The following is a 12,730-nucleotide window of genomic DNA, read 5'->3' as shown; positions in this document are numbered from 1 at the left end:
CCACATGCTCGAAGTCTCCGATCTCAACGTGGCGTATGGCGAATCGCACGTCATCCGCGATGTGTCGCTGCGCGTCGCGCCCGACGAGGCGGTCGCCATCATGGGCCGCAACGGCATGGGCAAGACCACGCTGCTGAAGTCGCTCATCGGCCTCTTGCCCGCGCGCGGCGGCCACATCCGCCTGGGCGGCACCGAGCTCACGACGCTGCCCAGCTACCAGCGCGTGGCGCAGGGCCTGGCCTTCGTGCCGCAGGGGCGCATGGTGTTCCCGTTCCTCACGGTGGAGCAGAACATCCTCGCCGGTGCCGCGAAGTCGGGTCATCGCACGGTGCCCGACTACCTCTACACCTTCTTCCCCGTGCTCAAGGACATGAAGCAGCGCAAGGCCGGCAACCTCTCGGGCGGCCAGCAGCAGATGCTGGCGATTGCGCGCGCGCTCATCTCGGAGCCAAAGGTGCTGATCCTCGACGAGCCCACCGAGGGCATCCAGCCTTCGATCATCAAGGAGATCGCGCAGACGCTGAACGTGCTGCGCGCCGAGCGTGGCTTCGCCGTCGTGGTGTCGGAGCAGGTGCTGAGCTTCGCGCTGGACCTGGCCGACCGCTTTCTCGTCATCGACCGGGGCCGCCTCGTGCACGACGAAGCGCGGGCCACGCTCGACCAGGACAAGGTCAGGTCTTTCCTGACCGTGTGAGCCCTTCCTCTTTTTCTTCAACCACCCCTTCAGGAGCAGCGTCATGAGACATGGTGATATTTCGAGCAGCAACGATTGCGTCGGCGTCGCGGTCGTCAACTACAAGATGCCCCGCCTGCACACCAAGGCCGAGGTGCTGGACAACGCGCGCAAGATCGGCGAGATGCTGGTCGGCATGAAGAAAGGCCTGCCGGGCATGGACCTGGTGATCTTTCCCGAGTACTCCACGCACGGGATCATGTACGACGCCAAGGAGATGTACGACACCGCCTCGGCCATCCCCGGCGAGGAGACCGCGATCTTCGCGGACGCCTGCCGGCGCGCCAACGTGTGGGGCGTGTTCTCGCTCACCGGCGAGCGCCACGAGGAGCATCCGAACAAGGCGCCCTACAACACGCTGATCCTCATGAACAACCAGGGCGAGATCGTCCAGAAGTACCGCAAGATCATGCCGTGGGTGCCCATCGAGGGCTGGTACCCGGGCGACTGCACCTACGTGAGCGAAGGCCCCAAGGGCATGAAGATGAGCCTCATCATCTGCGACGACGGCAACTACCCCGAGATCTGGCGCGACTGCGCAATGCGCGGGGCCGAGCTCATCATCCGCTGCCAGGGCTACATGTACCCGGCCAAGGAGCAGCAGATCATGGTCTCCAAGGCCATGGCCTTCATGAACAACACCTACGTGGCCGTGGCCAACGCGGCCGGCTTCGACGGCGTGTACTCGTACTTCGGCCACTCGGCGCTCATCGGCTTCGACGGCCGCACGCTCGGCGAATGCGGCGAGGAAGAGATGGGCATCAACTACGCCGAGCTGTCGATGGGCCTGATCCGCGACGCGCGCAAGAACGGCCAGTCGCAGAACCACCTGTTCAAGCTGGTGCACCGCGGCTACACCGGCACCATCAACTCGGGCGACGGCGACAAGGGCGTGGCGGCCTGCCCCTACAACTTCTACACGCAGTGGATCAACGACCCCGAGGGCACGCGCGAGCGCGTGGAGTCGTTCACGCGCAGCACGGTCGGCACGCCCGAGTGCCCGATCGAGGGCATTCCGAACGAACCGGCCAAGCACCGCTGAAGCGCCGCCCCATGGACCACGACATCTTCGAACTCGGCGATGTCGCGCTGCAGCGGGGGGCCACCCTGCGCGGCGCGAAGCTCGCCTACAAGACCTACGGCACGCTCAACGCACAGAAGAGCAACGCCATCGTCTATCCGACCTGGTACTCGGGCCAGCACCCCGACAACGAATGGCTCATCGGCCCCGGCATGGCGCTGGACCCGGAGAAGTACTTCATCATCGTGCCCAACATGCTGGGCAACGGGCTGTCGTCCTCGCCGAGCAACACGCCCGAGCCCTACAACCTCGCGCGCTTTCCGCACGTCACGCTCTACGACAACGTGACGCTGCAGCACCGGCTGGTGACCGAGCAGTTCGGCATCGAACAACTCGCGCTGGTGGTGGGCTGGTCGATGGGTGCGCAGCAGACCAACCAGTGGGGGTGCCTGTACCCCGAGATGGTGAAGCGCATCGCGCCCTTCTGCGGCTCGGCGAAGACGGCGCCGCACAACATCGTGTTCCTCGAAGGCGTGAAGGCCGCGCTCACGGCCGACGCGGCCTGGAACGGCGGCTGGTACACCACGCCGCCGACGCGCGGGCTGCGTGCGGTGGGCCGCGTATACGCGGGCTGGGGCCTGTCGCAGCCCTTCTACAAGCAGCAGCTGTGGCGCGAGCTGGGCTTCAGCTCGCTCGAAGATTTCCTCGTCGGCTACTGGGAAGGCTTCTTCCTGAAGAAGGACGCCAACAACCTGCTCGCGATGCTGTGGTCGTGGCAGCACGGCGACATCAGCGACAACCCGGTGTTCAAGGGCGACTTCAAGAAAGCGCTGGGCGCCATCCGGGCGCGCGCGATCGTGATGCCGGCCGAGCGCGACCTGTACTTTCCCGTGGCCGACAACGAATGGGAGGTGTCGCACATGCCGAACGCCGAGTGCCGCCCGATCCCCGGCGTGTGGGGCCACTTCGCGGGCGGCGGCAGCAGCCTGGTCGACACCCGCTTCATCGACAACGCCCTGCAGGAACTGCTCGCCACGCCATGAACGCTCCCGTCCACGATCCGCTCGCCAGCTACCGCATCGAGACCGAGCCCTTCTACCGGCCTGCCGGCAACGAGGTGGCGCTGTACCGGCACGCGTACCGCCATCGCATGCCGCTGATCCTGAAAGGGCCGACCGGCTGCGGCAAGACGCGCTTCGTGGAGCACATGGCGTGGTCGCTCGGGCGGCCGCTGGTCACGCTGGCCTGCAACGAGGACATGACGGCCTCGGACCTCGTGGGCCGCTACCTGCTCGACGCGAACGGCACGGCCTGGCACGACGGGCCGCTGACGCTCGCGGTGCGCCACGGCGGCATCTGCTACCTCGACGAGGTGGTGGAGGCGCGGCAGGACACCACGGTGGTGATCCACCCGCTGACCGACGCACGCCGCATCCTGCCGCTGGACAAGAAGGGCGAGCTGGTGCACGCGCACCCCGACTTCCAGCTGGTGGTGTCGTACAACCCCGGCTACCAGAGCAGCGCCAAGGACATGAAGCCCTCGACGCGCCAGCGCTTCGCGGCGCTGGAGTTCGACTACCCCGACGGCGCGCTCGAAGCGGAGATCGTCGCGCACGAGGCCGGTGTCGGCATCGAGCTCGCCGCGAAGCTGGTGGCCATTGCGCACTGCTCGCGCGAGCTCAAGCACCGCGGGCTCGACGAGGGCGTGTCGACGCGCATGCTGATCTACGCGGGCGTGCTGATCCGCGACGGCGTGTCGCCGCGCGACAGCTGCGACATGACGATGACGCGCGCCCTCACCGACGACCCCGACATGGCCAGCGCGCTGCAGGGCTTTGTCGAGGCGCAGTTCGGATGAACGACGGACTCGGCGCCCTCTCGCTGCTGGCGCGCGGGCTGGCCGGCGTCGATGTCGACGTGCAGCCGCTGGCCGGTGCGCGTGCGGTCCTCACGGGGCGTCGGCTGCTGCTGCCCGAGGACGACGAAGCCGTGCGCCTGCACCGCGCGATGGTGGCGCATGCGGTCGCGCACCTGCGCCACTCGACGCCTGCGCGGCCGGCGCGCACGCTCAAGCCCATGGGCATCGCCATCGTCTCGGCCCTGGAAGATGCGCGCGTCGAGCGGCTGCTGTGCCGCGACTTTCCCGGCCTGCACGGCTGGTTCACCGCCGCGCTGCCGCCCGCGCCCGATCCGCTCGACCTGCGCTTTGCCGCGCTGGTCGCGCGCATGGACCGCGTGCTGCTGCTCGCCGAAGCGCCCGACGACAACCACTGGGTGAACAAGGCACGCCGCCTGTTCGACGAGACCGTCGCGCGCGCGGGGCTGGAAGACTACGACGCCTTCCGCGCCGTCGCCTCGATCCTCGCCAACGACCTGGGCCAGATGCGCGTGCGCTTCGAGCCGCAGGACTACGCCGTGCCCGCGCCCTGGCGCGACGACAACAGCTACCTCTGGGATTTCGGCGAGGCCGAGACACCACCCGACGACGCCATCGCGCTGCAGCAGACCGGCGCGCGGCCACCGCCACCTTCCGATGCACCGAACGAAGGCAGCGAAGCCCCACCCGAAGGCATCGCCGACATGGAACTCGGCCGCTACACCTACCCCGAATGGGACCGCACGCAGGAGCGCCTGCGCCCCGACTGGTGCACGGTGATCGAGAAGCTGCCCGCTTGGCAGGGGCTGGGCGCGGCGGGCATTTCGGGAGCGGCGGGCAACGAGCGCATCGTGCCGCTCGCCCTGCCCCGCGCGCGCCACCTCGACCGCACCCACCGCCTGCGCCGCCAGTGGGAAGGCGACGACATCGACCTCAACGCGGCCATCGAGGTGCTGGTCGATCGCCGCCTGCGCCTGCGGCCCGATGCGCGGCTGTTCATGCGCCCCGGCAAGGGGCCGCGCCCGTCGAGCGTGCTGGTGCTGCTCGACCTCTCGGAATCGGCCAACGACGCGGGCCACGGCGACGGCGCCGTTTCGCTGCTCGACCTCGAGAAGCAGGCCGCGCTGCTGCTGGCCGCCTCGAACGCGCGCGGCATCGACCGGCTCGCCATCCACGGCTTCTCGTCGAACACGCGCGCCGAGGTGTACTACTACCGCCTGCTCGAGTTCGGCCAGCCGCTGGCCGCGCCCTCGCGCGCCATGATCGGCGCGGTGCGCGGGCGCTACTCGACGCGCATGGGCGCCGCGCTGCGCCATGCGGCCTCGCACCTGCAGGCCGAGCCGGCGGGGCCACGCGCGATCCTGCTGGTGACCGACGGTGCGCCGTCGGACATCGACGTGCACGACCCGAAGTACCTGATCGAAGACGCCCGCCAGGCCGTGGCCGAGGCGCGCGATGCCGGCGTGCGCAGCGCCTGCATCGCGGTGGACGGCGCGGCCGATGCGTACGTGCGGCGCATCTTCGGCTGGCGCAACTATTGCATCGCCGACGACGCGCGCAGCCTGCCCGCGCGGCTGGCCCGCATGAGCACGCGGCTGGCCGCCGCCCATTGACCGACCGAATGAAGAAAGCCAGGGAGGAGCACACAATGAGGGCCCACACATCCAGGAGACACCCCAGTGGCTGACAGGGACCCTCTTCGCGTCGGCATTCTGTATTCCGAGACCGGCGTCACCTCGACCATCGGCCTGTCGCAGCTGCAGGGCGCGCTGCTGGCCATCGAGGAGATCAACGCGGCCGGCGGCGTCGACGGCCGCGAACTCGTGGCCGTGCGCTACGACCCGCAATCGAACCCCGTGCGCTACGCCCAGCTGGCCGAGCGGCTGATCGTGCAGGACCGCGTCAACGTGCTCTTCGGCTGCTACATGTCGAGCAGCCGCAAGGCCGTGATCCCGGTGATCGAGAAGTGGAACAAGCTGCTGTTCTACCCCACGCTGTACGAAGGCTTCGAGTACTCGGGCAACGTGATCTACACCGGCGCGGCGCCCAACCAGAACAGCGTGCAGCTGGCCGAGTTCATGACCACGAACTTCGGCGCGCGCGTGTACCTGATCGGCTCCGACTACATCTACCCTTACGAGTCGAACCGCATCATGGGCGAGCTGGTGATGCAGCGCCCCGGCAGCGAAAAGCTCGGCGAGCGCTACGTGGCACTCGACGCCACCGAGAAGGACTACCGCGCGATCATGGACGACATCCGCGACAAGCGGCCCGACTTCATCTTCTCGACGGTGGTGGGCGATTCCACCGCGAGCCTGTACCGCGCCTATGCCGAGGCCGGCTTCGACCCGAAGACGATGCCCATCTCGAGCCTCACCACCTCGGAGGCCGAGATCTCGCAGATGGGCCCCGGCGTGGCCACGGGCCATTTCACGGCGGCGCCGTATTTCCAGTCGATCGATTCGCCGGCCAACCAGCGCTGCCTGGCGCGGCTGCGCGCGCGCTTCGGCGACGGCTGCGTGCCCAACCTGTGCTGGGAGGCGTCGTACTTCCAGATGCACATCTTCGCCAACGCCTTCCGGCAGGCGGGCACGGACGGCATCGCGGAAATCCTGCCGCACATCCTGGGCAGCGAGTTCGATGCGCCGCAGGGCCGCGTGAAGATCGACCCGACCAACCACCACACCTGCCTGTACCCGCGCATCGGCCGCGTCGACGCGCACGGGCAGTTCACCATCGTGCGCCAGGCGACGCGCCCGGTGTACCCGGACCCGTACCTCGTCACGCACTCGCTGGGCGACTGGACGGCGCGGCTCGATGCGCTGGAGCTCTAGGATGAGGTCGCGCTGCTTTTTCCGCGTTGCAGGCGAGGCGTCAGGGCGCGTCCCGCGAAAGACCTGACCGTGGACAGCACAGACCCCAAGCGACACACCCTGCGGGTGACGCCACCGCAGCTCAAGGAGCTGCGGCTGCTGAAGATCGCGGTGATCCACCCCGACGACGCAGACGGCCGACAGCTCACCCAGCAACTGCAGCGCATCGGCTGCCAGGTGCAGGCCTTCTGGCCGCCCGTGCAGCACCTGCCCGAGGGCATCGACGTGGCCTTCATGGCCGTGCAGCCCGACTTCATCAACCTGCGCTTCGAATGGACGCAGAGCGAGGACGCCCCCGCCGTCATCGCCGTCGTGACCTACGAGAACCCGACCATCGTCGAGGCCGTGCTCGAGATCCGCGCCAAGGCCGTGCTGCCGTCGCCGGTGCGCTCGTTCGGCCTGCTGTCGGCGCTGGTGGTCGCGCGCGAAGCGCACAAGGAAAGCCGCTCGCTCGCGCGGCGCCTGCGCAAGACCGAAGCCAAGCTGCTCGGCGTGCGCCAGCTGGCCGAGGCCAAGAGCATCCTCATGAAGACGCATGACGTGTCGGAAGGCCAGGCCCACGACCTGATCCGCGAACAGGCCATGAGCAAGCGCACCACCATGGAAGACATCGCCGCGGCCATCGTCAACGCCAACGAGATCCTCTCGCTGGGCACGCGCAGTAACAAGCCCGGGCCGGGCTGACGGCCCTCAGAGCTGGCGGAACGCCATCAGCACCTTCAGCACGCTCTGCGTGGCGCCGTCGAGCGTGGCGTGCGGGCGGTGCGCGATGCCCAGGCGGCGCGTGAGCTTGGGCGTGACAGGCACGATCTGCATGCGCTCGTTGAGCGCCGCGTCGGTGGTCTGCTGCAGCGGCAGCAGCGCCGCGCCATAACCCGCCGCCACCAGGCTGCGGATCGCGGCGTCGTAGTTGAGTTCGATGCGCGCGCGCGGCGCAAAGCCGGCCGCGGCGAACCACTCCATCGACAGCCGGTACATGTGCGTGGTCGCGTCGTTGAAGATCAGCGGCTGCGTCGCCAGCCAGGCCGGCGTGGCGCGCTTGGGCGCCTTCCAGCGCGGCGGCACGAAGGCCATCATGGGCTGCGTGCGCCACGGCGTGACCACCAGCTCGCGCTGCAGCGGCTGCGGCATCGCCACCAGGCCGATGTCGAGCGTGCCCGCCGCCAGCCGCGCCATCGCCTCGGCCGAGCCGAGGATGCTCACCTCGACGTCGATGCCCGCATGGCCCACGCCCAGCGCCTCGAGCACCTGCGGCAGCAGATCGACCACCACGCCGGTGGAGGTGCCCAGCCGCACACGGCCCGTGCGGCCCTCGGCCTGGCGCTTGACGGCCTCCACCGCCTCGTCGGTGTCGCGCAGCAGCTTGCGCCCGCGCTCGACCAGCGCCGCGCCGGCCGCGGTGGGCGTGACGCGGCGGTTGCCGCGCACCACCAGCTGCGCGCCCAGGCGCGATTCGAGCTCGCTGATGTGCAGGCTCACGGTGGGCTGCGCCAGGTGCAGCGCCTGCGCCGCCGCCGAGAAGGTGCCCAGGTCGGCAATGGCGATGAGCGTGCGCAGTTGGTCGAGGTTGAGCTGTCGCATCAGGAATGCTGATTGAAGGTGTCAGAAATCTCAACTTCCACAATAGCACGCGCCGCCGGAAGATGAGCGCTCCCCTACCAGGAGCCCACCGTGACCGCGCCGAAGCCACCGTCTTTTCATCAACGCCTGCTGCACGCCCTGCACGACTGGCGCCGCCGCGCCTTGACACGCCGCCGCGCCCGCGACGACGTGCTGCTGCTGGCCGGCATGAGCGACCACGACCTGCGCGACCTGGGCATCGGCCGCAGCGAAGTGCCCGAACTGGTCGACCGCAACCGCTACTGAGCCGCCCAACCCCGCCTGCGGTTTCTTCAGGAAGCCGCGGGCGATTTGAGGTTCAATCCGGGGCGTGCCCTCCACCGCCTCCCCTGCCCTTCTGTCCATCGAACTCACCTCGCCGCAGTCCGTCGACGGACGGCGCGCGGCCTTCCAGTCGCTGTGGCTGCTGGTGCGCATGCAGCACGCCCATGCCCACGGCGGCGGCAGCGGCGTCGTGCGGCTGGCCGATCTGCGCGGCGAGGTGTCCGACGCCAGCACGCTGCGCATGGTCGTGAGCCGCGCGTTCCGCGACTTCAAGGCCTGGGGCCTGGAGGTCGGCTGGGGCGAAGACCTGCAGCGCGAGCCGCGTTTTCTCAACGCCGAGCGGCGCAGCCAGGGCCCGTTCTGGCTGCCGGCCGCGCAGGCCAAGCGCCTGCGCCTGCTCGTGGACAACCGACCGGCCACCGCCGCCGAGGTGGCGTCGTTCCTCGGCCTGCGCGCCCGCAAGGCGCAGGCCGCCGGCGCGATCACGCCGCCCGACGCCGTGCACCTGCAGGACGCCGCCTTCTGGAAGCAGCTGGTCGCCTCGCAGCAGGCCGCGCGCCAGGGCCGGCTGATGTCGCCGGTGGCGGGCGGCAACGGCAACGGCAGCGCGCTCGAAGCCATCCGCCTGGCCGGCACGCTGGCCGCGAGCGACTTCCAGCGTGCGCTGGTCACGCTCAACGAGGCCATGCTGTGGCGCCGGCTCGGCGACAACGAACAGGCGCGCCGCCGGCTGCAGGCGCTCAAGAAACAGCGGCTCGCGCACCACGTGGCGGGCAACGACTACCTCGGCGCGATGGAGTGCATCGTCTCGGCCTGGTGCGCCTACACCGCGCGCGACCTGCCGCTGGCGCAGTCGCTGCTGGGCGGCATGGCGCAAGACCCGGCGCGCGCGCTGGTGCTGCGCCACCACCCCGACGTGCGCTTCGAGTGGTGCAACCTGTGGGCGCTGGCCTGCCGCTCGCGCGCCCTCGCGCTGGCCGCCGACGACCGCCCTGCCGCCGCGGCGCTCGCCGAAGAGTCGCTGCAGCGCTTCGGCGAAGCGCTGGCCGCGGCCTTCGAGTCGCACTCCTTCGATGCCGCGCAGCACGTGGCGGCCAACATGGGCATGGCCGCGTGGCTGTTCGACCGCGTGGGCCTGGGCGACCTGCCGGCGCTCGCGCACGACGGCCACCGGGCCGACACCACGCGCCGCGCGGTGCAGTGGATCGCCTTCAGCGAATGGCTGTGCGGCCACACCGACGGCCAGGGCCGCTCGGCGTGGAACGCGATCTACCTGATGCGCATCGCACGCGGCCACTGCAAGCCAGAGACGCAGCCCACGCTCGCGCAGTTCCGCGCACAGAAGCCGCTCGACCCGGCCGCGGTCTCCAAGCTCGCGGGCCCGCTCGCCGACGCCTTCGACACCGCGAACTGGCCCGCACGCTGGGTCGACGTGGCGCAGGCGCGGCTGGCCGACCACCAGGCCGGGCGACGCCGCTACCCCGGGCTGCAACAGGGCAGCCTGCTGTTCGAACACGCGTGGTACGCGGCGCATGCGGGCGACCTGAAGGCGGCCGAGCAGTCGCTGGGCCTGCTGCGCGAGGTGCTGCCGCAGCTGGTGCCGAGCGACCGCGCCTACTTCACCGAGTCGTGGAACGATGCGCTGCCGGCCGAGCTGGTGCTGGAAGCGAAGCCGCCGAGGCGGCCGTCGGCCCCTCGGAAAAAGGCGCGCTGAGCGCCTGCTGCACGCGCTCGCGCAGCACCGGCAACACGTCGCGCTCGAACCACGGGTGGTGCTGGAACCACGCGGTGTTGCGCGGCGATGGATGCGGCAGCGGGACGAAGCGCGGTGCGTAGTCCGCAAAGGCCTCGACGGTTTCCGTCACGCCGCCACGCGCGGCCTTGCCGAGGAAGTGGCGCTGCGCGTACTGGCCGATGAGCAAGGTCAGCGCGATGTGCGGCATCTGTGCCAGCAGGCGGTCGTGCCAGAGCGGCGCGCACTCCTTGCGCGGCGGCAGGTCGCCGCTCTTGCCTCGGCCCGGGTAGCAATAGCCCATGGGCACGATCGCGATGCGCGTCGCGTCGTAGAACAGCTCGCGGTCGATGCCGAGCCAGCGGCGCAGCTGGTCGCCGCTCTTGTCGTTCCACGGCACGCCGGTCTGGTGCACCGTGAGGCTGGGCGCCTGGCCGACGATCAGCAGCCGCGCGCTCGCACTGGCCTGCACGATCGGGCGCGGCCCGAGCGGCAGGTGCGCCTCGCATGCGCGGCAGGCGCGGATGTCGGCGAGCAGCGCATCCACGGTGCTGACAACTAATCTGCGAACGGGCGGAAGAAGGCGTTCAGTTCGGCGCCCGGCGTGGCATCGGCAAAGCCGTCGAAGCGGCCCTCTTCGGCCAGCGTGCGCGCGGCGCGGATGAAGCCGCCCCAGGCCGCGCGCGCCATGCCGCCGCCCACGCTCACGCGGCGCACGCCGAGCGCGGCGATGTCCGCCATCGTCAGATCGCTGGTCGCGCCGACCAGCAGGTTGACCGGCTTGGGCGCGACGGCGGCCACCACGGCCGCGATCTGCTCGCGCGTCTTGATGCCGGGCGCGTAGAGGCAGTCGGCGCCGGCCTCGGCGTACGCACGCAGGCGCGCGATGGCGTCGTCCAGGTCGGGGCGGTTGGCAAAGAAGTTCTCGGCGCGGCCCACGAGCAGCGTGTCGCCACCCGCTGCGTCGATGGCCCGGCGCGCGGCGCGCAGGCGCTCGACCGCGACGTCGATGGGGAACAGCGGATCGTCGGGGTTGCCCGTCGAATCCTCGATCGACAGGCCCGCCACGCCGGTCTCGACCGCGAGGCGCACGCTCTCGGCCACGCCCTGCGCGTCGGCGGCGAAGCCGTTCTCGAAGTCGGCATTCACTGGCAGGTCGGTGGCGGCCACGAGTTCACGCAGGTGCGCGAGGATCTGGTCGCGCGACAGGGCGCCGTCGGCGTGGCCCTGCGACCACGCGAAGCCCGAGCTGGTGGTGGCCAGCGCCTGGTAGCCCAGGCCTTCGAGGTAGCGCGCGCTGCCGGTGTCCCAGGGGTTGGGAATGACGAAGCAGCCTTGGGTATGAAGCGCGCGAAAGTCGGCGCGCTTCTGCGCGATGGAGCGGGTCATGAGAGCCTCATCTTTCCTTCGGGGTTCAGGGAGGGGTTGCGGCCACCGGTGCAGCCGCGAGGATGTGTGCCGCGAGCACGGCGAACTGGTCGGTGCGGACCTCGCTGCGTTGGAACCAGCCCTTGCTGTTGTCGACACGGTGCACCACGACGAGGTCGCGCTTGCGATCGACCATCATGAACTGGCCGCCGGCACCCACGGCCAGGAGCAGCTGATTGGGCCCGCGCTGCCAGAACGGAAAGCCCTTGAGCGGTACCCACCACAGATAGCCATAGCCGCTCCAGCCGGGTCCGACGGTCGTGTACGAGGTGGTGCTTTCGGTCACCCAGCCGGCCGGGACGATCCGCTTGTCGTGCCACATGCCGTCGCGCGCCATCAGCAGGCCGATGCGGGCCAGGTCGCGCGCCGACAGATGCATCACCTGGGCCGGGTGCTCGGAGCTGCGTTCGAGCCGGGACTCGGTGTCCTGCGGGTAGCGGAAATCCTGGAACTGCAGCGGTTCGGCCAGGTCGGTCTTCAGCGCCTCGAAGACGCTGCGTCCGGTGCGGCGTTCGAAGATGGTGCCCAGCACGTTGGCGTCCCAGTTGTTGTAGTACCAGAACTCGCCCGGCGCATGGCTGCCCCGGGCCGGTCGCTCGGCCTTGGCCTGGGCGGTCTCGTAGGCGGCCGGATGGTAGACACCCGAGCGCAGCTGCAGCAGCTGCCGCACGGTGGCCGTGCGTTCGGTGTCGCTGAGCCCGTCCTTGTCGCCGATGCCGAGCTGGCCCAGCGTCTGGTCCAGGTCGATCTCGCCGCGGCCGACGTGAATGCCGTAGAGCACGCTCTGCACGCTCTTGCGCACCGAGGCCAGGTTCATCGGCTTGTCGATGTCGCCGTAGGCATGCACGAGCACGCCCTTGTCGATCACGAGGTAGGCGTCGGACTTGATCGATGCGGCAAACGCATCGGCCACCTTGAGCTTCGCTTCGGACCAGTGGCTCGGTTCAGCCGCGCTCGGGGTGGCCCACTGCGCGGCGGGGAACACGCCGGCCGCGGGCACGGCGTGCGCGGCGCACAGCAGCAGCACGGCAGACAGCGCGGTGCGCAACACGCCGGGCAAGAAACTGCGCGGAAGACCGGCCATGGGCATCTCGACTCCTGAAAGTCGTGCGCCTTGGAAACGACGTGGGAACCTGGGGGCTGCGGGGCCCGGCGCGACGAGCTTCGCATTCTGACGCAGCGA

At 69.8% G+C, this 12,730-nt stretch carries 13 protein-coding genes; 9 read left to right on the top strand and 4 right to left on the bottom strand.

What is annotated here, in order from left to right; translation table 11 throughout:
• Window positions 1–4: 4 nt before the first annotated feature.
• The 7 genes from urtE to AC1RAA_RS30570 all read left to right on the top strand — a co-directional run bounded on the left by urtE (window position 5) and on the right by AC1RAA_RS30570 (window position 7,187).
• A complete protein-coding gene (gene urtE, locus AC1RAA_RS30600; protein ID WP_492729898.1) occupies window positions 5–694 on the top strand; it encodes an urea ABC transporter ATP-binding subunit UrtE in 690 nt (229 codons plus the stop codon).
• A 43-nt stretch (window positions 695–737) separates the two neighbouring features.
• Entirely contained in the window at window positions 738–1,775 is a 1,038-nt protein-coding gene (locus AC1RAA_RS30595) for an aliphatic amidase (RefSeq protein WP_307582648.1), read from the top strand.
• Window positions 1,776–1,786: 11 nt separating this feature from the next.
• Window positions 1,787–2,797 carry an alpha/beta fold hydrolase gene (locus AC1RAA_RS30590; RefSeq protein ID WP_492729900.1) on the top strand — a complete coding sequence of 337 codons (1,011 nt, stop codon included), beginning with the start codon at window positions 1,787–1,789 and terminating at the stop codon, window positions 2,795–2,797.
• Window positions 2,794–3,612: a CbbQ/NirQ/NorQ/GpvN family protein gene (locus AC1RAA_RS30585; RefSeq protein ID WP_492729902.1), complete on the top strand. Its 819-nt coding sequence runs from the start codon at window positions 2,794–2,796 to the stop codon at window positions 3,610–3,612. Before AC1RAA_RS30590 ends, AC1RAA_RS30585 begins: the two co-directional genes overlap by 4 nt.
• Window positions 3,609–5,243: a nitric oxide reductase activation protein NorD gene (locus AC1RAA_RS30580; RefSeq protein WP_492729904.1), complete on the top strand. Its 1,635-nt coding sequence runs from the start codon at window positions 3,609–3,611 to the stop codon at window positions 5,241–5,243. The genes AC1RAA_RS30585 and AC1RAA_RS30580 overlap by 4 nt, the downstream gene beginning before the upstream one ends.
• A gap of 66 nt (window positions 5,244–5,309) precedes the next feature.
• The gene (locus AC1RAA_RS30575) at window positions 5,310–6,464 is read left to right on the top strand and encodes a transporter substrate-binding domain-containing protein (protein WP_062470403.1); all 1,155 of its coding nucleotides are present in this window, start codon (window positions 5,310–5,312) and stop codon (window positions 6,462–6,464) included.
• A gap of 69 nt (window positions 6,465–6,533) precedes the next feature.
• Window positions 6,534–7,187 carry an ANTAR domain-containing response regulator gene (locus tag AC1RAA_RS30570; protein ID WP_492729906.1) on the top strand — a complete coding sequence of 218 codons (654 nt, stop codon included), beginning with the start codon at window positions 6,534–6,536 and terminating at the stop codon, window positions 7,185–7,187.
• A 6-nt stretch (window positions 7,188–7,193) separates the two neighbouring features.
• Here the strand turns inward: AC1RAA_RS30570 and AC1RAA_RS30565 are convergent, their stop codons facing one another.
• Entirely contained in the window at window positions 7,194–8,084 is an 891-nt protein-coding gene (locus AC1RAA_RS30565; RefSeq protein WP_492729908.1) for a LysR family transcriptional regulator, read from the bottom strand.
• Between the two features lie 90 nt (window positions 8,085–8,174).
• Here AC1RAA_RS30565 and AC1RAA_RS30560 point away from each other — a divergent pair, with 90 nt between their 5' ends.
• A complete protein-coding gene (locus tag AC1RAA_RS30560) occupies window positions 8,175–8,369 on the top strand; it encodes a YjiS-like domain-containing protein (protein WP_487850428.1) in 195 nt (64 codons plus the stop codon).
• A 64-nt stretch (window positions 8,370–8,433) separates the two neighbouring features.
• Window positions 8,434–10,101: a hypothetical protein gene (locus AC1RAA_RS30555; RefSeq protein ID WP_487850427.1), complete on the top strand. Its 1,668-nt coding sequence runs from the start codon at window positions 8,434–8,436 to the stop codon at window positions 10,099–10,101.
• Here the strand turns inward: AC1RAA_RS30555 and AC1RAA_RS30550 are convergent.
• From AC1RAA_RS30550 to AC1RAA_RS30540, 3 genes are read right to left on the bottom strand one after another with little or no spacing between them, the layout of a single operon-like run.
• Complete coding sequence (locus tag AC1RAA_RS30550) at window positions 10,007–10,666, bottom strand: uracil-DNA glycosylase family protein (protein ID WP_487850426.1); 660 nt, start codon at window positions 10,664–10,666, stop codon at window positions 10,007–10,009. The two genes, AC1RAA_RS30555 and AC1RAA_RS30550, sit on opposite strands and share 95 nt — an antisense overlap.
• 11 nt (window positions 10,667–10,677) lie before the next feature.
• On the bottom strand, window positions 10,678–11,508 hold the full coding sequence (locus AC1RAA_RS30545; protein WP_487850425.1) for an isocitrate lyase/PEP mutase family protein: 831 nt from the start codon (window positions 11,506–11,508) through the stop codon (window positions 10,678–10,680).
• A 25-nt stretch (window positions 11,509–11,533) separates the two neighbouring features.
• Entirely contained in the window at window positions 11,534–12,631 is a 1,098-nt protein-coding gene (locus tag AC1RAA_RS30540; RefSeq protein ID WP_487850424.1) for a serine hydrolase domain-containing protein, read from the bottom strand.
• Window positions 12,632–12,730 lie beyond the last annotated feature (99 nt).

It is taken from the genome of Variovorax sp. GW823-FHT04F07 (assembly GCF_058795995.1).
Note: the sequence above shows the minus strand (reverse complement) of the source record. Positions and strands in the feature narration are given on the sequence as shown.